18 protein-coding genes, 1 pseudogene and 1 riboswitch are annotated in these 21,517 nt (G+C 71.5%); of the genes and pseudogenes, 10 read left to right on the top strand and 9 right to left on the bottom strand.

Translation table 11 applies throughout. The features are described from left to right. A partial coding sequence (locus tag ACZ6QO_RS01630) for a (2Fe-2S)-binding protein (protein ID WP_465846619.1) occupies nucleotides 1-631 on the bottom strand: 631 nt, incomplete at its 3' end. A gap of 145 nt (nucleotides 632-776) precedes the next feature. On the opposite strand from ACZ6QO_RS01630, the gene ACZ6QO_RS01625 reads away from it, so the two are divergent. The 3 genes and pseudogenes from ACZ6QO_RS01625 to ACZ6QO_RS01615 all read left to right on the top strand — a co-directional run bounded on the left by ACZ6QO_RS01625 (nucleotide 777) and on the right by ACZ6QO_RS01615 (nucleotide 2,694). Continuing rightward, on the top strand, nucleotides 777-1,697 hold the full coding sequence (locus ACZ6QO_RS01625; RefSeq protein ID WP_465846618.1) for an SPFH domain-containing protein: 921 nt from the start codon (nucleotides 777-779) through the stop codon (nucleotides 1,695-1,697). Next, nucleotides 1,694-1,882, top strand: a pseudogene (locus ACZ6QO_RS01620) (type II toxin-antitoxin system antitoxin); the annotation flags it as partial. The gene ACZ6QO_RS01625 and the pseudogene ACZ6QO_RS01620, both read left to right, overlap by 4 nt. A 176-nt stretch (nucleotides 1,883-2,058) precedes the next feature. Then, on the top strand, nucleotides 2,059-2,694 hold the full coding sequence (locus tag ACZ6QO_RS01615) for a GOLPH3/VPS74 family protein (RefSeq protein ID WP_465846616.1): 636 nt from the start codon (nucleotides 2,059-2,061) through the stop codon (nucleotides 2,692-2,694). A gap of 36 nt (nucleotides 2,695-2,730) precedes the next feature. On the opposite strand, the gene ACZ6QO_RS01610 is transcribed toward ACZ6QO_RS01615, so the two are convergent. The 3 genes from ACZ6QO_RS01610 to ACZ6QO_RS01600 all read right to left on the bottom strand — a co-directional run bounded on the left by ACZ6QO_RS01610 (nucleotide 2,731) and on the right by ACZ6QO_RS01600 (nucleotide 5,383). Continuing rightward, the gene (locus ACZ6QO_RS01610; protein WP_465846614.1) at nucleotides 2,731-3,588 is read right to left on the bottom strand and encodes a DUF1707 SHOCT-like domain-containing protein; all 858 of its coding nucleotides are present in this window, start codon (nucleotides 3,586-3,588) and stop codon (nucleotides 2,731-2,733) included. Nucleotides 3,589-3,815: 227 nt separating this feature from the next. After that, nucleotides 3,816-4,823 carry a maleylpyruvate isomerase family mycothiol-dependent enzyme gene (locus ACZ6QO_RS01605; protein WP_465846612.1) on the bottom strand — a complete coding sequence of 336 codons (1,008 nt, stop codon included), beginning with the start codon at nucleotides 4,821-4,823 and terminating at the stop codon, nucleotides 3,816-3,818. Nucleotides 4,824-4,825: 2 nt separating this feature from the next. Next, nucleotides 4,826-5,383 (bottom strand): sigma-70 family RNA polymerase sigma factor, encoded by a 558-nt coding sequence (locus tag ACZ6QO_RS01600; protein WP_465846610.1) that lies wholly within the window; start codon nucleotides 5,381-5,383, stop codon nucleotides 4,826-4,828. A 136-nt stretch (nucleotides 5,384-5,519) separates the two neighbouring features. On the opposite strand from ACZ6QO_RS01600, the gene ACZ6QO_RS01595 reads away from it, so the two are divergent. After that, complete coding sequence (locus ACZ6QO_RS01595; RefSeq protein ID WP_465846608.1) at nucleotides 5,520-7,148, top strand: isovaleryl-CoA dehydrogenase; 1,629 nt, start codon at nucleotides 5,520-5,522, stop codon at nucleotides 7,146-7,148. A gap of 116 nt (nucleotides 7,149-7,264) precedes the next feature. Here the strand turns inward: ACZ6QO_RS01595 and ACZ6QO_RS01590 are convergent, their stop codons facing one another. The 5 genes from ACZ6QO_RS01590 to ACZ6QO_RS01570 all read right to left on the bottom strand — a co-directional run bounded on the left by ACZ6QO_RS01590 (nucleotide 7,265) and on the right by ACZ6QO_RS01570 (nucleotide 13,834). Further along, nucleotides 7,265-9,538 (bottom strand): alpha-glucuronidase, encoded by a 2,274-nt coding sequence (locus tag ACZ6QO_RS01590; protein WP_465846607.1) that lies wholly within the window; start codon nucleotides 9,536-9,538, stop codon nucleotides 7,265-7,267. Between the two features lie 11 nt (nucleotides 9,539-9,549). After that, nucleotides 9,550-10,236: a DUF624 domain-containing protein gene (locus ACZ6QO_RS01585; RefSeq protein WP_465846605.1), complete on the bottom strand. Its 687-nt coding sequence runs from the start codon at nucleotides 10,234-10,236 to the stop codon at nucleotides 9,550-9,552. A gap of 21 nt (nucleotides 10,237-10,257) precedes the next feature. Next, nucleotides 10,258-11,904, bottom strand: a complete 1,647-nt coding sequence (locus ACZ6QO_RS01580) for an ABC transporter substrate-binding protein (protein WP_465846603.1) — start codon at nucleotides 11,902-11,904, stop codon at nucleotides 10,258-10,260. Nucleotides 11,905-11,969: 65 nt separating this feature from the next. After that, a complete protein-coding gene (locus ACZ6QO_RS01575; RefSeq protein ID WP_465846602.1) occupies nucleotides 11,970-12,842 on the bottom strand; it encodes a carbohydrate ABC transporter permease in 873 nt (290 codons plus the stop codon). Then, nucleotides 12,839-13,834, bottom strand: coding sequence for an ABC transporter permease (locus tag ACZ6QO_RS01570; RefSeq protein ID WP_465846600.1), 996 nt, complete (start codon nucleotides 13,832-13,834; stop codon nucleotides 12,839-12,841). Before ACZ6QO_RS01570 ends, ACZ6QO_RS01575 begins: the two co-directional genes overlap by 4 nt. Nucleotides 13,835-14,371: 537 nt before the next feature. After that, nucleotides 14,372-14,476, top strand: a riboswitch (guanidine-I (ykkC/yxkD leader). Nucleotides 14,477-14,524: 48 nt separating this feature from the next. Between ACZ6QO_RS01570 and ACZ6QO_RS01565 the strand changes: the two genes are divergently transcribed. From ACZ6QO_RS01565 to glgX, 6 genes are all read left to right on the top strand, one after another. Then, nucleotides 14,525-15,694, top strand: a complete 1,170-nt coding sequence (locus ACZ6QO_RS01565; RefSeq protein ID WP_465846599.1) for an agmatinase family protein — start codon at nucleotides 14,525-14,527, stop codon at nucleotides 15,692-15,694. Between the two features lie 15 nt (nucleotides 15,695-15,709). Beyond that, entirely contained in the window at nucleotides 15,710-16,708 is a 999-nt protein-coding gene (locus ACZ6QO_RS01560) for an ABC transporter substrate-binding protein (RefSeq protein ID WP_465846598.1), read from the top strand. 128 nt (nucleotides 16,709-16,836) lie between these two features. Then, complete coding sequence (locus ACZ6QO_RS01555; RefSeq protein ID WP_465846596.1) at nucleotides 16,837-17,697, top strand: ABC transporter permease; 861 nt, start codon at nucleotides 16,837-16,839, stop codon at nucleotides 17,695-17,697. A 79-nt stretch (nucleotides 17,698-17,776) separates the two neighbouring features. Then, the gene (locus ACZ6QO_RS01550) at nucleotides 17,777-18,544 is read left to right on the top strand and encodes an ABC transporter ATP-binding protein (protein WP_465846594.1); all 768 of its coding nucleotides are present in this window, start codon (nucleotides 17,777-17,779) and stop codon (nucleotides 18,542-18,544) included. Between the two features lie 43 nt (nucleotides 18,545-18,587). After that, nucleotides 18,588-19,016: an OsmC family protein gene (locus ACZ6QO_RS01545; RefSeq protein WP_465846593.1), complete on the top strand. Its 429-nt coding sequence runs from the start codon at nucleotides 18,588-18,590 to the stop codon at nucleotides 19,014-19,016. 366 nt (nucleotides 19,017-19,382) lie between these two features. Further along, the gene (gene glgX / locus ACZ6QO_RS01540; RefSeq protein ID WP_465846591.1) at nucleotides 19,383-21,506 is read left to right on the top strand and encodes a glycogen debranching protein GlgX; all 2,124 of its coding nucleotides are present in this window, start codon (nucleotides 19,383-19,385) and stop codon (nucleotides 21,504-21,506) included. The last annotated feature ends 11 nt before the right edge of the window (nucleotides 21,507-21,517 follow it).

Here is a 21,517-nt window from a genome sequence, read left to right as displayed (position 1 = left end):
TGTGTGCGGCAGGGGCCACTCGTACCGAGAGGATGCGGGCGTGTGCGTGAGTCGAGCGGATGATCACCCCTTCCAGCAGGCCCTCGGGCCGGACGTCCGTGGTGTAACGGGCCCGGCCGGTGACCTTGTCCATCGCCTCCACTCGCGCCGGCGCGACGGGGGCCGCGGGGTCGTCGTACTCGCCACGGCAGGCCGCCGCGATCGCCGCCTGGATGCCCTCATAGGCCCCGCACCGGCATAGATGTCCCGCCATGGCGGCGGCGATGTCCTCACGGGAGGGCGCGACGTCGCCATTGCGGGCGCGCCAGTCGTCGACGAACGCGGCGGCACCGACCGCCAGGCCGGGAGTGCAGTAGCCGCACTGCATGCCGTCGTGCACGGCCAGGGCACGCTGGACCGGGTGGTTCAGCCCCTCGGCGGTGGTGACCTCGCGCTCCTCGGCCGCCGCGGCGGGCAGCAGGCAGCTCAGCCGGGGCGCTCCTTCCACCATGACCGTGCAGGCGCCGCAGACGCCGGTGCGGCAGGCGGCCTTGGCGCCGGTGAGGCCGAGCCGGTCGCGCAGGACGTCCACCACCGCGTCGTCGGGGCCGGCGTCCACCTCGGTGGGCGCTCCGTTCACCACGATCTTCATAGCGCGCTCCCGTCGAGATCGACAGCCTCGTCTTCGCAGTGTCGGCCAGCGGCGGTGACCTTGTCGACCAGGCCGCGGGAAAGGGCTTGAAAAGTGATATCACTTTGCTATTGTGATGCCATCGAACGAGTCCCCCGGAGGATCGATGGCCCAGATAGAGAAGTCAGGCGACGTCGCGGTGCGGATGCCGGCGGCACAGGTGAGCGAGCGGCGTCCCGTGGACGTGTCGGGCTGGCCCGTCCTCGGCCTGTGCCTGCTGCTGGTCGCCGCGGGCATCGCGCTGCTCGCGTCCCAGAGCGACGGGGGCACGGCGAGCGCGATCGTCGCCGGGATCGTCCTCATCCTCATCGGCGTCCTGCCGCTCCACGCCCTCATGGCGGTCGCGCCCGGCCAGGCCAGGGTCGTGCAGTTGCTCGGCCGCTACATCGGCACCGTGCGCACCGACGGCCTGCGCTGGACGATCCCCCTCACCTTGCGGCGATCGGTCTCGACGCGCATCCGCAACCACGAGACCGCCATCGCCAAGGTCAACGACGCCGTCGGCAACCCGATCGAGATGGCGGCGGTCGTGGTGTGGCAGGTCGAGGACACCGCCAAGGCCCTGTTCGAGGTGGACGACTTCGTGGAGTTCGTCGCCATCCAGACCGAGACCGCCGTCCGGCACATCGCCGGGAACTACCCCTACGACTCCCACGACGACGGCCAGCTCTCGCTGCGCGACAACGCCGACGAGATCACCGGCAAGCTGTCGGCCGAGATCGCCGCCCGCGTCTCCTCGGCCGGGGTCAAGGTCATCGAGTCGCGGATCACCCGCCTGTCCTACGCCCCCGAGATCGCCCAGGCCATGCTGCGCCGCCAGCAGGCCGGCGCGGTCGTCGCCGCCCGGCAGCAGATCGTCGAAGGCGCGGTGGGCATGGTCGAGGCCGCCCTGCACCGACTGGACGCCGCCGACGTCGTCGACCTGGACGACGAGCGCAAGGCCGCCATGGTCAGCAACCTGCTGGTCGTGCTCTGTGGCGACAAGGACGTGCAGCCGGTCGTGAACACCGGCTCCCTGTACCAGTGAGCGAGCGCAAGAAGATCCTCCTGCGGCTCGACCCCGCCGTCCACGACGCGATCACCCGGTGGGCCGGAGACGAGCTGCGCAGCACCAACGCCCAGATCGAGTTCCTGCTGCGGCGGGCGCTCGCCGGCGCGGGACGGCTTCCCGGAGACGCGGGCGGCATGCCCAGGCGAGGCCGGCCTCCGAAGGACTCCGGGGCGCGGGCCGGCGGCGCGTCCGCGGTGCGGGAGGACGCGCAGGACGACGACTCGCGGGCGGCCCGATCTGCGGGGGCCGGGCCGGCCGCGCCACCGCAGGACGACACGACCGAACCGCAAGACGACACGACTCAACCGCAGGACGACACGACTGAGAGGAGCGACCGGTGAACCTGCCAGACTCTCTGCCCCAGCGGCTCTACCTGCTGGCCTACGACATCGAGCGCAAGCGGCTGACCGCCCGCTGGAAGCTCGGTTACCTGATGCGCGCCGGCATCCTGGCCGAGCTGCTGCTGCGGGGACACCTGGCGGACGCCACCGGCGGCCCCGTGGTGAAGCGGCCGGCGATCGCGGACGACGCCGTGCTCGACGCCGCCCTCCAGCAGATCGCCGGGTCCAGGCGGCGTACCTGGCAGCACTGGGTGAGCAAGGGCGCGAGTCGCGCCCTTCGCCAGGTGCGCGACCAGCTTGAGGCCGGCGGGTGGATCCGCGTTGAGCGGGTCCGCCTGCTCGGCGTCATCCCGCGGACGAAGGTGACGGTCCGCGACACCCGCGTGGTGCGGCGGCTGGCCTCCACTGTCAACGGCGCCATGCGCGGCGGGCAGCCCCTGTCGCGGATGGAACCCCGGGACGCCGCGCTCACCGCCCTGGCGGCGGTGGTCAGGCTCAGGTCCGTCATGCCATCGTCCCGGTGGCGGTCCACCCGCAAGCGCGGGGAGGAACTGGGCGACGTCGTCGCCCCGGTGCCCCGGGCACTGCAGAAGGCCATCCAGGCGGCACAGGCCGCCGCCGCTGCCGGATGACCCGGCAGCGCGACCATCGCGGCGAGCGCGGGCGTGTTACCTGTACGGCGGCGCGGGGGGCGGCGGAGGGTAGGGGCCGTCGCGGCCCGACCGTCGGGACCGGCGCATGACCTCACGGGACATGCGCATGGCCTCCCGGGACGCGCGCAGCCCCTCGCGCTGCGCGCGCCGTGACTCGTGGTGGGCGCGGTGCAGGTCGTGATGCTGCCCGCGCACCGCGCGCAGGTGCTCATCGTGCAGCTCGTGCAGCTCGCCGCGTCTTTCCAGCCACCACTCGCTCCACGCGGTCCAGGCCCGCTGGATCGGCTTGGCACGGGAGTCACCGATGATCTTGACGTCGCCCATCACGACGTACGCGCGGACCCGCACCACCGGGACGTGCTGCCCCGGCGGGGCCTCCACCACGTCCACCCGCTTGTCGCCCATGATGGCGAAGCCATTGAGGTCGACGTCCACGCCGTCCGGCACGATGATCTTCACGTCGCCCATCACCGCCGTGGCGACGATGTCGACCTCGTTGGAGCGCACCTCGGCCTCGCGCAGGTCGATCGTCACGTCGCCCATCACCGCGACGGCGCCGATCTCCTGGTCGACGCGCCACTTGCCGCGGCGCTTGGTGTCGCCCATGACGGCGACGTACCAGCGCCGGGCCGTTCCCGGGCGCGGGGACGAGGGGTACGCGGACGGGCGGGGGGCGGCGTCGTGCGCCGCGCCGCCCGGCAGGTCGGCGGTGATCTGGGCCAGCTCGGCGTGGGTGGCGGCCAGATAGGCGGCCTCGGTGCGCTCGGTCAGCTCGGAGAGCGTCAGGCGCCCCTCGACGGAGGCCTCTCTCAGCCGCTCCACGACGGCCTCGCGCTCGGCGTCCGAGGCGCGCATACCACCCGGATCATTCATGGCACGAATGTATCGCGATATCTCGATCGGTCCGATCCTCCGTAAGGAGGAACTCACGCACCCGCCGGCCGGAGCCGCGCCTCCCGGAGCGGGGCGGAGGCCATGACTCCGTCGCGGCCCGCCACCTCAGCGGCCCGCCGGCTCAGCGGCCCCGCAGCTCAGGGCCCGCCGGCTCAGCGGCCCGGTACCTCGGCGGCCGGCGCGAAGGCCGCCACGAGGTGCGGGCGTCAGGGGCCCGACAGGGCGGGGGCGGCGTGCAGCACGTCGCGGACCAGGCCCGCGTCCCCCTCCACCTCCGCGGGGAACGTGGCGGGAGCGCCCCGTCCGCCGAGCAGGAAGCAGAAGGCCGCGGCGTCACAGGTGATCGCCGCCTGGACGGGCGAACCGTCGTCGGGCACGGCCGTCCCGGCGACGTCGAGCGGAACGTGCCAGGCGCCGCCTCCGGGGCCGGTCAGCGTGAGCCTGATCGCGCGGCCGCCGCCGTCCATGCCGGACAGCGCCATCGTCAGGGGCAGCAGCCGGGCGCAGAAGTCGGCCGTCGGGTGGATGTGCGCGGCGAGCGGCAGGGGCAGGGAACGGCCCAGCACCGCGGCGGCGTCGTCGGTGTGGATCCAGGTCTCCAGCATGCGGGCGAGCAGGTGGTCGGAGACGGGGAGGCCGATGCCGCCGGGGGCGATCACCGTGGCGGCGTCCAGCGAGCCGGCGCGCCGGCAGATGGCGTCGGCCTGGTCGCGCCAGTCGGCGCGGGTGCGCTCGGGAGACTGCCCGGCCACGGAGGCGATCATGTCGGCCGTCCGGCTCAGCACCTCGTCCGACGCGACCTCGGGACCGGCCACCGGCGCGCCGATGGCGGCGGCGACCAGGCTGTCGGTGGCGGCGAGGTGGGCGAGCAGCTGCTGCAGCGTCCAGCCCTCGACGATCGTCGCCGACCAGTCGCCGGGCGCCGCGGAGGCCAGCAGGGCGTCCATGGCGGCCACCCGGGCCGCGTACGGGGCGGCGACGCCCGAGGTGACGGCCGCGGGACGGCGGGCCGAGCGGGCGGCCGTCAGCAGCCGCGACAGCCGGCTCTCGTCCGCGGTCTGGTCCGCGCTCTCGGCGGCGGACTCTGCGGCGGCCTCAGCGGCGGCCGTGACCAGCGCGTCGAGGCCCAGCCGCGTCACCGGGTCGGAGGAGGCGGGCACATCGGGCGCGCCGAGGACGGCGAAGTCCCGGTCCGGCGCGCGTTCGGGGTCCACCGTCACACCTCCTTCTCGGTGAGCTCGTCGGCGAGCCTGCGAAGGCCCAGCCGGATGCGGGACTTGACGGTTCCCTCCGGCAGCCCGAGCTCCTCGGCCGCCTGACGATATGTACGGCCACGGTAGTACGCGAGTTCGATCGCCTCTCGAATCTCGTTCGGTAACCTGCTGACGGCGACCCGCACGCGGGCCGCCTCGTCGGCGGCCAGCACCCAGTCTTCCAGCGGGCTCGGCTCAGGATCGGTCAGCCGGGGGCCGAGCGCCGAGACCCTGTGGCGTTCCTCGGCGCGTACGTGGTCGACGGCCCGCCGGTGCGCGATCGTGGCCAGCCACCCGCGCAGCGACCCGCGGTCGGGGTCGAACGCCAAGGGACGCTCCCAGAAGGTGACGAAGACCTCCTGCACGATGTCCTCGGCGACGACCCGGTCGCGTGTGACCCGCAGCGCCAGACCCAGCACCAGCGGAGACAGCCGGTCGTGCACCTCGCTCAGCGCGCTTTCGTCCCCGCCGACGACGCGCTGGTGAAGCAGCCGATCGTCGGTCGTTCCAGGGGCCTCCACCGGTCCCACCCTTCCTTGGTCAGCGACCCGAGCATCCCACTGTTCCAGGGAAATGTTGAGATGGATGCCGAAGCGCGCATCCAGGACGCGTTCCGGCACCGCACAGGCACGCACCCGACACCGCCCGGAGGCTCTCTTGACGCACGAGGTCACCAACCAGGTCCCGCCGCTCACCGGTCATGACGTGTCGGCCGACCCCGCCATGGTAGAGGGCGTGCGCCGGGAGGGCGCGGACTGGGCGCTCGGAGAGCTGCGCACCCTCGGGACGCTCGCCGGGTCGGCCAGAGCCCAGGAATGGGGCAGGCTGGCCAACGAGCACCCGCCGGTCCTGCGCACCCACGACCGGTACGGCAACCGCGTCGACGAGGTCGAGTTCCACCCGGCCTGGCACGAGCTGATGGCGGTGGCCGTCGAGCACGGCCTGCACGCCACGCCGTGGACCTCGCCCCGGCCGGGCGCCCACGTGGCGCGGGCGGCGAAGTTCTACGTGTGGTCGCAGGTGGAGGCCGGCCACGGCTGCCCGATCTCCATGACCTACGCGAGCGTGGCGGCGTTGCGGCACACCCCGGCCCTGGCGTCCGAGTGGGAGCCCCTGCTCGCCTCGCGCAGCTACGACTTCGGCCTGCGGCCCGCCGCCGCCAAGCGCGGGGTGCTCGCCGGGATGGCGATGACCGAGAAGCAGGGCGGCTCGGACGTGCGGGCCAACACCACGCGCGCCGAGCCGCTCGGCGACGGCACGTACGCGATCACCGGCCACAAGTGGTTCAACTCCGCCCCCATGTGCGACGCCTTCCTGGTGCTCGCGCAGGCCCCCGGCGGGCTGTCGTGCTTCCTGCTCCCCCGCGTCCTGCCGGACGGCTCGCGCAACGCGATGCGCGTCATGCGGCTGAAGGACAAGCTCGGCAACAGGTCCAACGCCTCGGCCGAGGTGGAGTACGAGGGCGCGGTCGCCCGCCTCGTCGGCGAGGAGGGCCGCGGCGTCCGGACCATCATCGAGATGGTCAACATGACGCGGCTCGACTGCGTCATCGGCTCGGCCGCCGGCATGCGCTACGGGGTGGTCCAGGCCGTCCACCACGCGACGCACCGCAAGGCGTTCGGCAAGGCGCTCGCCGAGCAGCCGCTGATGCGCAACGTGCTGGCCGACCTGGCCCTTGAGTCGGAGGCGGCGACCGCGGTGATGGTCCGCCTGGCCGGGGCGACCGACCGCGCCATCCGCGGCGAGACCGGCGAGGGCGCGCTGCGCCGCACGGCCCTGGCCGCCGCCAAGTACTGGGTGTGCAAACGGGCGCCGGCGCACGCGGCGGAGTCGCTGGAGTGCCTGGGCGGCAACGGGTACGTGGAGGAGTCGCAGATGCCGCGGCTGTTCCGCGAGTCGCCGCTGAACGGCATCTGGGAGGGCTCGGGCAACGTGGCCGCGCTGGACGTGCTCAGGGCCCTCGCCAAGGAGCCCGAGGCCCTGGACGCCTTCTTCGGCGAGGTGGACCTCGCCGCGGGCGCCGACCGCCGCCTGGACGCCGCCGTCCGCCAGGCGAAGAACTCCCTCGCCGACACGGCCGGCATCGACTACCGAGCCCGCCGGGTGGTCGAGGGCCTCGCCCTCGTCCTGCAGGGGTCCCTGCTGGTGCGGCACGGCCACCCCGCCGTGGCCGACGCCTTCTGCGCCTCCCGCCTGGGCCCTGACCAGGGCCGCGCCTTCGGCACCCTGCCCACCGGCCTCGACCTCGACGCCATCCTCGACAGAGCCACCCTCAAGATCGCCTGAACCGTTCCCCGCCTGCCTCCGCTCGGTTCCGGCCGGACCGCCTTTACAACGTAGATCAATGTCCGGACCGTCCGGCCTGCGGCGCCATCGGACTATGGCCGCGCCGAGCGGAGGCGTCATGGGATGCGGCGGCGTTGGGCGTCGGGTATGCCTGATTTGCGGTAGAAGTAGGCGTTGATCTGGTCGCGCCACTCCTCGGCGCAGCGCAGTTGCTCGTCGAAGAGGTCCGTCACCCGCGCGTGCAGCGCCGGCGGCACCGACGCGTCGCCGGCGAGCCCCTCCCACAGCGACCGGGCCTCGGCGACCTGCTCCACCCCGGCGAAGTGGGTGTCGTAGATGTGCTGGATGACGGTGGAGCCGCTGTGCAGCACATGCCCGTAGGGGACGTGGTGGAAGAACAGCAGCAGCTCGTCGGGGCACAGGTCGAGCGACTCGTACACCTCCGACCAGGGCGGCGGGTACTGCCCGGTGAACCCGGTCCCGGTGGCGCGCGTGCGGTCCACCCCGACGCCGTCGCGGTCGGCGAAGTGGTAGGTGCCCCACGGGGTGTACTCGTACCCGTCCACGTCGGGACCGTAGTGATGCCCGGGGCGGACCATGAACCCGACGCCGAGCGGCGCGGTGTACCGCTCGTAGGTGCGAAGCGAGTCGTCCATGATCGCGTGCAGGACACGCCGCAGCGGCTCGTCGCCGCCGGGCGCCGCCGCCGGGAAGGTCAGGCCGATCCACTCGTCGAGGATCGCCACCGGGTCGGTCCACGGCGCCCAGGCGAGCCTGCCGAACGCGTACAGGTTGGCCTGCGCGAGCGGGTGGCCGGTCCAGTAGGGGTCGTCGCCGGCGTTGGACACCCCCGCCAGGCCGCCGCCCGCGTCAGGCGCCCACCCGGCGGCCGTCCCGCCGTCGCCGGCCGGCGCGGCGCCGGCCGCCTTGTGGCCGGCGATGATGTGCGCCATGGCGGGGCCGGCGGGGCCGAAAGGGCGGAAGGCGAGCGCCTCGCTCCACATGGGCGCGAGATAGCATACGTGCCGCTGCTGGCCGGTGTACTCCTGGGAGACCTGGAGTTCCATCGCCAGGCGGGTGGACGGCATGGCCGCGATGACGGGCGACACCGGCTCGCGCGCCTGGAAGTCCATCGGGCCGTGCTTCACCTGGAGGATCACGTTGTCCAGGAACAGCCCGTCGAGCGGCGCGAAGTGGTCGTGGGCCGCGCGGGCCCGGTCGGTCGACCGGTCGCGCCAGTCCTGCAGGTGGTCGTACACGAAGGCGCGCCAGTGGACGACCCCGCCGAACGGCGTCAGCGCCTCGGCGAGCATGTTCGCGCCGTCGGCGTGGCCGCGCCCGTACGCGAACGGGCCGGGCCGCCCCTCCGAGTCCGCCTTCACCAGGTAGCCGCCGAAGTCGGGGATCGTCTCGTACACCCGCTCGGTGGCCGCCCGCCACCACTTGCGCACGTCCTCGTCGAGCGGGTCGGCGGTCGGCAGCCCGCCGACGGTGATCGGCGCGGCGAAGTCGATCGACAGGTGCGCCCGGATCCCGTAGGGCCGCAGTTCGGCGGCGATCGCGGCGACGTCGCCGAGCCGGTCGGTCAGCAGGCGGGCCTCGGTGGCGTGCACGTTGACGTTGTTCACCACGACCGCGTTCACGCCGCACGCGGCGAGCAGCCGCCCGTACGCGCGCACCCTGCCGAGGTCGGCGCGCAGGACGCCGTCCCGCCAGAAGAGCGAGCCGCCCGCGTAGCCGCGCTCCACCTGCCCCATCACCGGATGCACGTCGACGTTGTCCCAGTGGTCGAGCACGCGCCGGCGCAGCGCGGGCCGGTGGTGCTCCGCCGGGCGCGCGTCCCCGAAGGCCGCCTCGCCGAGCCGCACCACGTGGAACAGGCCGTAGAGCAGGCCCGCGGGCTCGTCGGCGAGCACCACCGTGACGCCGTCGCGGCGGGCGATGACGAACCCCTCCTCGCCGATGGCGTGGCCGGCCCGCCCGCGCCCGAACTCGGCCGCGACCGGCTCGGCGGCGGGCGGCAGGGGCCGCGCCGCCGAGAGCGCGAGCACCAGGTCGACCTGACCGGCGGCCGAACCGGCCCGCCCGCCGCCCGTCCCCGGGTCACCGGCCGCGCCCGGCTCGGGACCTGACTCAGGGCCCGGCTCCGGACCCGGCCCTGAGCTCGGCTCCGCGCCCGGCTCTTGGCCCGGCTTTGCGCCGATTTCCGGGCCCGGAGCTTGGCGCAGTACGGTCCCGCCGTACCTGGCGCAGGCCCGCGCCACCTCCTCGTAGACGGTGCCGGCGAGCGGGCCCTCGCCCGCCACGAGCGCGCGGCGCGAGCCGATCGCCCGGAAGGCCTCCGGCGGCAGCCACGCCGGGTGGACGTCGGTCGGTTCGGCGTTGGTCACAAGGCTCCTTCTCAGGCGGTGAAGCCGCCGCGCACCTCGGCGATCAGCGTGCGGCTGTTCAGCAGCAGCGCCCCCGCGAACGCCGAGGCCAGCAGCACCGGCACCGCCTCGGAGGCGACCAGCGTGACACCGGCCGCCACGACCAGCAGGCCCGCGTTGCCGAGTGCGGCCCGGGGGGAACGGGTGAGGAAGTACGCGGCCAGGCGCGCCACGTCCCTGGCCCGGAACGCGAACAACGATGTGATCACCAGCGCGTTGGCGAACCACAGAACCGCCACCACCGCGATGAGCGACGACAGCGCGGCCCACCACCCGGGCACGCCGGCGGCGGCGAAGTTCGCGAGGTTCGTCCCGATGACGGCCAGCCACGCCAGCAACGGGATCCACAGCTTCACGACCCCGCGGAAGTTGGCCCGGTAACCCCGCCAGAACGCCGCCCAGGGACGCAGGTCGGTGAGATCCAGGCGCCGGTGGTGCAGGGCGTACAGCGCGGCCGACAGCGCCGGCCCGGCCGGGATCAGGCAGGCGGCGGCCAGCGGGACGTTGGCGGCGTCCCGGTCGAGCAGGACGAGCCCGGCCAGGCCGGGCGCGCTGGCGGCCAGGAACAGCAGTTCCACCACGAGCAGGGTGTAGACGAGCGCGGAACCGCGCGACAGGGGCCCTGCCCCGAACCGCGGTTCCGCCGTCGTGTCGGCCATCGGGAGACTCCAGGCGGGCGATCAGCCGTGTTCCTTCTTGTACCGCTCGTAGGCGCCGTTCACCATGGTGACGAACGACGTCATGTTCTTCCCCTCCAGTTCCTTGACGTAGGCGTCCCACTCGCCGAAGTCGCGCTTGCCCAGGATGAACTTGAGCGTGTTCTGGGTGACGTGGTCCTTCAGCGGGGTCGCCCACAGCGTGACCTGCTCGCGCTCCTCGTCGGTGAGCGGGTGCGGCGGCGGCACCTCCACGGGCTTCCTCGCGTTCATCACCTTCTGGAACGCCACCTCCTCCTCGGAGAAGGTCGACTCCAGGAGCTGGGTGGACCCTCCGTAGGCGAAGATGCCGTTGGAGAAGCCGAAGTTCTTCTGCAGGTGCTTGGGCGCCTTGGGGTTGAGCCCGACGAAGTCGACGTCCGGCGCCAGCTTGAACTTCCCGGAGGCGTCCTTGGTGTAGGTGACCCCCTCGACGCCCCACTTGGCGAAGACCTGGCCCTCGTCGGAGTACCACAGCCAGTCGAGGAACTGCATCATCGCGACGAAGTTCTTGCTGTCGCGGGCCTTCTTGGAGATCATGATGCCGTTCTCCAGGCGGGTGTTGCCCGAGCCGTACTTGATGGGGCCGAGCGGGCCCACGGGCACGGGGATCTTGACGAGCTCGGCCTTGGGGTTCGCCTTGTACAGCGGCGGCCGGTACTCGTTGACCAGCGTCTGCGCGTTCGTGCTGATCACGAAGGACTTGCCGGACACCAGCTTCTGGATGGCCAGGTCGTCGCTCTGCGTGAAGCTCTCAGGATCGATCAGCTTGTCCTGGACCAGCGTGTTCAGGTACTGCAGCATCTGCTTGTACGGCTCCATCGCGCCGGTGAAGGCGAACTTCTGGGCGCTGGGATCCCACCACACCCCTTCCCCGTAGCCCCAGCCGCCGGGCGCGCCGTAGGAGGTGCCGACGATGTTCAGCAGGTTGGCGCCGGGCGTGAGGGTCCCCCACCGGTCGGACAGCGGGTAGGAGTCGGGGTACTCCTCCTTCATCGCCTTCAGCATGGTGCGCACATCGTCCCAGGTCTGCGGGATCTCCAGCCCGAGCTTGTCCAGGACGTCCTTGCGGACGGCCAGGGAGTAGTCCACCCAGAAGTCCTCGTGGACGCCGGGGAGCAGGTAGAAGCGCCCGTCCGCCTGCCGGAGCGTGTCCACGTCGGCCTGGAGGTTCCACTTGGCGATCTTGTCTTTGAAGTTCGGCAGCAGGTCGATGTAGTCGCTGACCGGGAGGATCGCGCCGGAGGCGACGAACGGGGTCTCCTGGGAGGGGTAGGTCTTCGGGATGAGCAACGGCGCGTCGCCGGCGCCGATCACCAGGCTGCGCTTGTTCTCGTAGTCGCTGAGCGGCACCACGCTCGGCTGGATCGTAACGTTCGTCCGCTTGGTGAGCTCCGACCAGAACATCCAGTCGTTCTTGATCGGATAGAACGGGTGGTTGTTGTACAGCATGGTGAACGTGAGCGGCGCGGCGGCCTTGAACTGGGCGCCGGGGCCGTAGTCCGGCATCGCGCCTTCCCGGTTCGCCGAGAAGTCGTCGCTCTTCTTCTTGGTGTCGTCACTGCCGCAGGCGGCGAGCGCGGCGAACGCGCCGATGGCCATGAGCGCCTGACGCCGGTCCATCTTGTACATGGGAATCCTTTCCCTTGCGACGGGGGGTGTGTGGTGCGCGCCCGGGGGCGGGCGGCCGGCGAGAGCTATCCCTTGACCGCGCCGAGCATGACTCCCGAGACGAAGTACCGCTGGACGAAGGGGTAGATCCCCACGATGGGAAGGATGGTGAGCACCATCGTCACCGACGTGATGTTGGCCGCCGCCGTCAGGTCGTTGGCGTCGGCTCCGACGGACGTCGCGGTGGTGGCGCCGGCGATCAGGTTGCGCAGGTAGACGGTCACCGGGAACAGGTCCGACCGGCTCATGTACAGGAACGCGGTGAACCAGGAGTTCCAGAACGCGACGGCGTAGAACAGCACCATCGTGGCGATGACCGCCTTCGACAGCGGCAGCACGATGCGCAGCAGGATGCCGTAGGTGCTCATGCCGTCGATCGCGGCGGCCTCCTCCAGCTCGACCGGAAGTCCCTCGAAGAACGTCTTCATGATCAGGAGGTTGAAGACGCTGATGGCGTTCGGCAGGACGACGGCCCAGATGCTGTCCTTCAGCCCGATGCTGCTGATCAGGACGTAGTTGGGGATGATGCCGCCGGAGAAGAACATGGTGAACACGGCGATCCCGATCAGCAGCCTCCTGCCCCTGAGGTGCCTCTTGGACAGCACGTAGGCGTAGCAGGTGGTCAGGATCATCGAGATCATCGTGGCGACGACCGTGTACACCACGGTGTTGCGGTAGTTCGTCCAGAACATGGAGTCGGAGACCACGTACTGGTACGTCGTGAACGTGAACCCGCGCGGGATCAGGTTGACCTGGCCCGACCTGATGGCGTTCTCGTCGCTGAACGAGCGGGCGAGGATGTTGACGAAGGGGTACAGGGTCACGATCACGACCCCGGTGAGGATGACGGCGTTGACCGCCCGGAACACGCGGCGGCCCGTGCCGTGGTCGTTCGTCACCACAGGCTCGTCCCCACCGAGCGCCGGGAGATCAGGTTGGCCGACATGACGAGGGTCAGCCCGATCACGGCCTCGAACAGCCCGATCGCCGCGGCGTAGCTGAAGTTGTTGGAGACCACGCCCATGCGGTACAGGTACGTGGAGATCACGTCCGCGGTCGGATACGTCAGCGGGTTGTAGAGCAGCAGGACCTTCTCGAACCCCACCGCCATGAAGGTGCCGATGTTCAGGATCAGCAGGGTGACCGCGGTCGGCCGGATGCCGGGCAGCGTCACGTGCCAGACCTGCCGCCACCGGCCCGCGCCGTCGATCCGCGCCGCCTCGTACAGCTGCTCGTCGATGGTCGTGAGCGCGGCGAGATAGAGGATCGTGCCCCAGCCGGCGGTCTGCCACATCTCCGAGGAGACGTAGATCGTGCGGAACCACTCCGGCTGCTGCAGGAACGCGATGGGGTCGTCGCCGGCCGCCCGCAGGACCTGGTTCACCGGCCCGTCCACCGACAGCAGCTCGATCACCAGGCCGGCCACGACCACGATCGACAGGAAGTGCGGCAGGTAGGACACCGACTGGACGAACCGCTTGAGGCGCCGGTGCCGCACCTCGTTGATCAGCAATGCGAGCACGATGGGCATCGGGAAGCAGACCAGCAGCGTCAGCGCGCCCAGGACCAGGGTGTTGGTGAACACGTGCCAGAACGTGGGGTCGCTCAGGAACATCCGGACGTACCGGAGGCCCACCCACTCCTCTCCCAGCACGCTGCCGCCCGGCCGGAACTTCCGGAAGGCGATCACGTTGCCGATCATCGGCAGGTAGCGGAAGACCAGGAAGAACACCAGCGGGAGGATCGCCAGCGAGTACAGCTGCCAGTCGCGGCGCAGCGCCTGCCGCCAGGTGCGGCCGGACGAGGGAGCCCGGCGGCGGGCGGCGCCGGGCGCCGCCCCGTCCGGGCCCCGGATGCCGGATGACGCGTCGGTCACCTCGGCCGTGCTCATCCCTGCGCCTCCGGCGTCATCCGGCGGGTGGGCACCGGCGGCCGAGACCACCGATGACCGCCCCTCACCACGCGCCTGTCCTGGCCTGGTCACGGTCGATCGGCGGCTTACCGCTCATGCCATCCCCTCGGCCGACGGCGGCATGGTTCACGCCGCGCGCCGACCCGAAATTTTCGTGGCCTCGCGTCAACATTGCGGAAATCTAAGAGCCAAGTCTGGACACGTCAAGGGGCCAGGTCAAGGCGAAAGCTCCGACGATTTCCGGCCTGCGAACATCCAGGACAGGGCGGTCTCCCCGCGCGGCGGTGTGAAACTTTCGGACGCGCCGCCCGCCGCCGACGCCGCCCGCCGCGCCCCGCCCGCGCCGGGCGGCGCGCCATCGTCCCCGCGACGGCGTCGCTTCGCGTGCGTCTCCGGACCGGCCGGCCGGGTCACGGGCCTCGCGGCGGCGTGCGTAGTACGTCACCGATCCGCTACGGACCGGAAACGCGGAGGAAACAGGCCGAGGCTGTCATGAAGGGGACTCACCGGCTTGCGGTGAGGCGCACCTAGGGTTCCGCCCTCGCCGGCCCGCGAGGGGGCTGGTCCGAGAGGTGCAGGCGGCCTCCGGCCGTTCCACGGCGGGACAAAAACCCGGGAGACAGTCATATCGGCTGCCTCCTGTGTGAGGCGTTTCCGAAAGGGAGTGCCGTGGGTCACCTCCACGACCACTACGGACCCGAAGCCCGCTACGCCGTCGAACGCGAGGCCGAGCTTCCGCAGGCGGCGCATCGGCGTGAGATCGAACGGGGCCTCGCGTACGGCCTGCCGGGCGCGGACTCGATCGTCGACCGCACCATCCCGACCTTCTCCCGGGGAGAGCTGCCGCACTTCGCCGGGATCAACACCTTCCTCAAGGCGCCGTACGTCGAGGACGTGCGGCGCTGCGGCGAGTACGACGTGGCCGTGCTGGGCGCGCCCTTCGACGGCGGCACGACCTACCGCTCGGGGACGCGCTTCGGCCCGCAGGGCATCCGCAAGATCTCGGCGCTCTACGGCCCCTACAGTTTCGAGCTGGGCGTGGACCTGCGCGAGTCGATCACGATCGCCGACCTCGGGGACGTCTTCACCATCCCGGCGAACATCGAGAAGACCTTCGACCAGATCAGCAAGGCGGTGTCGCACGTCTACGCCAGCGGGGCGTTCCCCATCGTGCTGGGCGGCGACCACTCGATCGGGTACCCGACGGTGCGCGGCGTCGCCGAGCACGTGCGGGGGAACGTCGGCATCATCCACTTCGACCGGCACGTGGACACCCAGGAGACCGACCTCGACGAGCGGATGCACACCACGCCCTGGTTCCACGCGACCGACATCCCGAACGTGCCCGCGAAGAACCTCGTGCAGATCGGCATCGGCGGGTGGCAGGCGCCGCGTCCGGGCGTGAAGGTCGGCAGGGAACGCGGCACCACCATCATGACCGTCACCGACTGCGTCGAGATGGGCATCGAGGCCGCCGCCGAGCGCGCCCTGGAGGTCGCCTGGGACGGCGCGGAGGCGGTGTGGCTGTCGTTCGACGTCGACTGCCTGGACGCCGCCTTCGTCCCCGGCACCGGCTGGCCGGAGCCGGGCGGCTTCCTCCCCCGCGAGGTGCTGAAGTTCATCCAGCTCATCGCGGGCGCCCGGCCGCTCGCCGGCATCGAGGTGGTCGAGTGCGCGCCGCCGTACGACAACGCCGAGATCACCGCCCTCATCGCGACCCGGGTCATCTGCGACACCCTCGGATGCCTCGTCCGCGCCGGCCACCTCCCCAAGCGCGCCGGCGCCCGGCCCGACGGCTCCGAACCCGCGGGCCCGCACGTCAACGCTTCGCAAGACTGAGAGAGGAGCCGTGTGATGCTCCGACGCCTCACCATTCTGCCCGCCGCCGTCCTGCTCGCGCTGAGCGCCGCCTGTGCCGGGCAGCCCGGCGCAGGCGGGACGGCCGCCCCGGACGCCGCGGGCGGCGCGGCGATCAAGCTGGGGTTCAGCGCCTGGCCCGGCTGGTTCCCCTGGCAGGTCGCCGAGGAGAAAGGGCTGTTCGCCAAGAACGGCGTCAAGGTCGAGCTGTCGTACTTCGACAGCTACACCGACAGCCTCAACGCCCTGGCGACCGGCAACATCGACGCCAACAGCCAGACGCTGAACGACACGCTCGCCTCGGCCGCGGGCGGCGCCAAGGAGACCGTCGTCCTGGTCAACGACAACTCCACCGGCAACGACCAGATCATCGCCGCCGACGGGATCGAAAGCCTGGCCGACCTCAAGGGCAAGACGGTCGCGGCCGAGCAGGGCACCGTGGACCACTACCTGCTGCTGCTCGCCCTGCGCGCGGCCGGGCTGAGCGAGGCGGACGTGAAGTTCCAGCCGCTGCCCACCGACGCGGCCGCCGCGGCGTTCGTCGCGGGCCGGGTGGACGCGGTCGGGGTCTTCGCCCCCTTCACCACCACCGCGCTCAAGCGGCCCGGCAGCTCGGCGATCGCGACCTCCAAGGACTTCCCCGGCGCCATTCCCGACCATCTGGTGGTCGGCGCGGACCTGGTGAACACCGACCCCGAGGCCGTGCAGGCGCTGGTGAAGACCTGGTTCGACACCGTGGCGTGGATCGGCGCGAACCGCGCCGAGGCCGTGCGGATCATGGCCGGGCGCGCCGGCGTGAGCGTCGCGGACTACGAGACCTACGAGAAGGGCACGACGATCTTCACGCTGGAGCAGAACCGGACGGCGTTCGCCGGCGAGCTGCCCGCACGTGCCAAGCAGATCTCCGAGTTCCTGGTGTCCAGCAAGCTCGTCGACGCCGCTCCGCCGCTGGAGGGCCTGCTGGAGCCGAAGTTCGTCCAGGCGGTACAGCCGTGACGCCCGTCCCCGCCCCCGCCGGAGCCCCGATGCCCCAGCCGCCCGGCGCCGCCGGACCGCGCGACCCATCCGCACCCGGCGAGACGGCGGCGCCCCGCGACGCGTCCCGGGACACGACGTCCCGGGATATGTCCCAGGACGCGAGGCCGGCGGACGCGGCGTCCCGGGACACGATGGACGGGCGTCCCTGGAGGGTGCCGCGCCGGGCCGGGCGGGTGCGGCTGCTCGACAGCGCCATGACCGCCCGGACGGCATGGGTGCTGCGCGCGCTCTCGGTGCTGCTCCCCCTCGCCGCCTGGCAGGCCCTCAGCGCGAGCGGCCTGGTGAACCCGGTCTTCCTGCCCTCCCCCGCCGACGTCTGGACGGCCGGCGCCGGCATGGCGGCGCGCGGCGAGCTCTGGTCCGACCTGGTCGCGAGCCTCGGCCGCATCGGGCTGGGGTTCGCGCTGGCCGTGCTGATCTCGGTGCCGCTCGGCTTCGCGATGGGCGCGCTGCCCTGGGCGCAGTCGCTGGCCGAGCCGCTGATCGGCCTGCTGCGCTACCTGCCGGCCTCGGCCTTCATCCCGCTGCTGATCATCTGGCTCGGCATCGGCGAGTCGTCCAAGGTGGCGCTGCTGGTGCTCGGCGTGGTCTTCTTCAACACGCTGATGACCGCCGACGTCGTGCGGCGGGTGCCCCGCAGGCTGCTGGAGGTCTCGGCGACGCTCGGCGCGCGGCGGCTCAGGGTCGCCTTCCGCGTGGTGTTCCCGTACGCGCTGCCCGGCGTCATCGACGCGATGCGGGTCAACGCGGCGGCCGCCTGGAACTTCGTGGTCGTGGCCGAGCTGGTCGCGGCCACCTCTGGGCTCGGGTACCGCATCATCCGCGCGCAGCGGTTCCTGCAGACCGACCGGATCTTCGCGATCCTCGTGGTGATCGGCCTGATCGGCCTGGCCATCGACATCCTGCTGCGCCTGCTGCGCGCCCGCGTCGGCAGGTGGGCCGCGTGAGGCGCGCGAACGATGCGAACGAGAAGGCGCGGCGCGCGGCGCCGTCACCGATGGGGACGCGAGCGGGGAGGCTGACGGCGTGACGTTGCGTCTGGAGGGGGTCGGCAAGGAGTTCGCGCCCGGGCGGCCGGTGCTGGCGGACATCGGCCTCACGATCGAGCCCGGGGAGTTCGTCTGCGTGGTCGGCGCCAGCGGGTCGGGCAAGTCGACCCTGCTCTCGCTGATCGCGGGGCTGACCCGGCCCACGACCGGGCGGGTGCTGCTGGACGGCGAGGAGGTCACCGGGCCGGGCCCCGAGCGAGGCCTGGTGTTCCAGACCGCCTCGCTGTACCCGTGGCGGAGCGTGGCGCGCAACGTCGCCTTCGGGCTGGAGGCGCTCGGCCTGCCCCGCGCGCCGCGCGAGGAGCGGGTGGCCCGGCTGCTGGAGGAGGTCGGGCTCGCCCAGCTGGCCGGCGCGCTGCCCGGCAGGCTGTCGGGCGGCCAGCAGCAGCGCGTCGCCATCGCGCGGGCCCTCGCGTGCTCGCCGCGCGTGCTGCTGCTGGACGAGCCGTTCGGCGCGCTCGACGTGCAGACCAAGGAGGACATGCAGCTGTTCGTCCGCCAGATGTGGCGGGAGGAGCCGACCACGGTGATCATGGTCACCCACGACGTCGAGGAGGCGGTCTTCCTCGGCCGGCGGGTGCTGGTGCTGTCCTGCGACCCCGGCAGGATCGCGCGCGACCTCGTCGTCGGCCTGCCCGACGAGCGTCCGCTCACCGTCAAGCGGACGCCCCCGTTCCTCGCGCTGCGCGCCGAGGTTGAGGATCTCGTCCGAGCCGAGCACCGCGCGCATCAGGCGCGCGTGTAGGTTCGGGCTTGCAACCACCTCAGCATCGAAAGGGAAGATCGCCATGGCGACGACACGTACCGCGACGACCCAGTGGAAGGGCGCGCTGCTCGACGGCTCGGGCACCGTCGAGCTCAACACCTCCGGCGTCGGGGTCTACGAGGTGACCTGGGCCTCGCGCTCGCAGGACGCGAACGGCAAGACCAGCCCCGAGGAGCTCATCGCGGCCGCGCACTCCTCCTGCTTCTCCATGGCGCTCTCGCACGGGCTCGCCCAGGCCGGCACGCCGCCGCAGCAGGTCGAGACCAGGGCCGACGTGACGTTCCAGCCGGGTGAGGGCATCACCGGCATCGTGCTCAGCGTGCGGGCGCAGGTGCCGGGCATCTCCGCGGAGGACTTCCAGACCGCCGCCGAGACCGCCAAGGCCAACTGCCCGGTGAGCAAGGCCCTGGCCGGCACCACCATCACGCTGGACGCCGAACTGATCGGCTGACGAGGCGCTCGGCCCCCGCACGCGACGGCGGCGCGGGGGCCTCGCCATGTCCGATCACCCCTTTTCTGGGAAAAGTAAAGCTTTACAGGTCATATATACTCATTTGACCGATTTGCAGTACGTTGATGGGGCTCCCGGCGGCACCCTCGCCACCACCGCCCACGGGGGGCGTCTCAGTGGCCGGAAAGATCTGGTAAATCAGACGCGCGGCCCTAAAATCGACAGTAGAGCCGGAACGCAAGCACGCAGGTCTGCGGCACGGAGTAACCAAACGTGAGGAGATCAACGGGCGCCCGGATCACGACAGAGCAACAGCCGCGCGATCGAGCTGCACCGCGAACCGTCCCACGACCACAATGAGGCTACATGCGTGAGGTCTGGCCTGGTGAGCCGTACCCGCTGGGCGCCACTTGGGATGGCGTGGGTACGAGCTTCGCGCTCTTCTCCGAAGTCGCCGAGCGGGTCGAACTCTGCCTTTTCGACGATACCGGCCAGGAGACCCGCGTCGACCTTCCCGAGGTCGACGGGTTCGTCTGGCACGGCTACCTGCCCGGCGTCATGCCCGGCCAGCGGTACGGCTACCGCGTGCACGGGCCGTACGACCCGGGGGCGGGGCACCGCTGCAACCCCAGCAAGCTGCTGCTGGATCCCTATGCCAAGGCGATCGAGGGCGAGGTCCGCTGGGACCCATCGCTGTTCGCCTACCAGTTCACCGACCCGTACCGGCACAACAACGACGACAGCGCGCCGTACATGCCGAAGAACGTGGTGGTGAACCCGTTCTTCGACTGGGGAGCCGACCGCGCGCCCCGCACGCCGTACCACGACACCGTCATCTACGAGGCGCACGTGCGCGGGCTGACCATGCGCCATCCGGACGTGCCCCGCGAGCAGCGCGGCACCTACGCCGGCCTGGCGCACCCGGCCGTGATCGACCATCTGGTGAGCCTCGGCGTGACCGCCGTGGAGCTCATGCCGGTGCACCAGTTCGTGCCCGAGCACGCGATGGTGGCGCGCGGCCTGACCAACTACTGGGGCTACAACACGATCTCCTTCCTGGCCCCGCACAACGCCTACGCGAGCGCCGGCCAGCGCGGCGAGCAGGTGCTGGAGTTCAAGGCGATGGTCAAGGCCCTGCACGAGGCGGGCATCGAGGTCATCCTCGACGTGGTCTACAACCACACCGCCGAGGGCGACCACATGGGCCCCACGCTGTCCTACCGCGGCATCGACAACGCCTCCTACTACCGGCTGCTCGACTCCGACCGGCGCCTGCTGCTCGACTACACCGGCTGCGGCAACTCCCTGAACGTCCGCTCCCCCCACGCCCTTCAGCTGATCATGGACTCGCTGCGCTACTGGGTGATGGAGATGCACGTCGACGGCTTCCGGTTCGACCTGGCGGCCGCGCTGGCGCGCGAGCTGCACGACGTCGACCGCCTATCGGCGTTCTTCGACCTGATCCAGCAGGATCCGGTGATCTCCCAGGTGAAGCTCATCGCCGAGCCGTGGGACGTGGGCCCGGGCGGCTACCAGGTGGGCAACTTCCCGCCGCTGTGGACCGAGTGGAACGGCAAGTACCGCGACAGCGTGCGCGACTTCTGGCGGGGCGGCCCGCCGGTGCTGCCCGAGTTCGCCTCCCGCCTGGCCGGCTCCTCCGACCTGTACGCGACCAGCGGGCGCCGCCCGGTCGCCTCCATCAACTTCGTCACCTGCCACGACGGCTTCACGCTGACCGACCTGGTCTCCTACGACCACAAGCACAACGAGGCCAACGCCGAGAACAACCGCGACGGCACCGACGACAACCGCTCGTGGAACTGCGGGGCCGAAGGCCTGGCGGAGGACCCCGCGATCGTGCGGCTGCGCCGCCGTCAGCGCCGCAACTTCCTGACCACCCTGTTCGTGTCGCAGGGCGTGCCGATGCTGCTGCACGGCGACGAGATCGGCCGCACCCAGCAGGGCAACAACAACGCCTACTGCCAGGACAACGAGGTCTCTTGGATCGACTGGTCGCTGCTGCGCTCGGAGTCCGAGCTGCTGGACTTCGTCCGCGCCCTGGCCGCGTTCCGCAAGCGGCATCCGGTCTTCCGCCGCCGCCGCTTCTTCCTCGGCCGGGTGCCCGAGGGCGACGTCCGCGACATCGTGTGGCTGACGCCGTCGGGCAAGGAGATGACCTACGGCGACTGGAACAGCGGCTTCGGCAAGGCGATGGCGGTCTTCCTCAACGGGCAGGCGATCAGCGAGCCGGGCCCGCGTGGCGAGCGGATCACCGACGACTCCTTCCTGCTGCTGGTCAACGCCCACCACGAGAACATCGCCTTCGCCCTTCCGAACGCCGACTTCGGCCCCGGCTGGCAGACCGTCCTGGACACCGCCGAAGAGCGCGCCGATCTGGACGACCCCTCCGCGCCGGTGCACAACCCGGGCTCCCTGGTCGCGGTCACCAGCCGGTCCATGCAGGTCCTGCGCTCCACCGCCAGGCCCTGAACGCCGCACGC

The organism is Sphaerisporangium sp. NPDC049457 (genome assembly GCF_055586705.1).
Note: the sequence above shows the minus strand (reverse complement) of the source record. Positions and strands in the feature narration are given on the sequence as shown.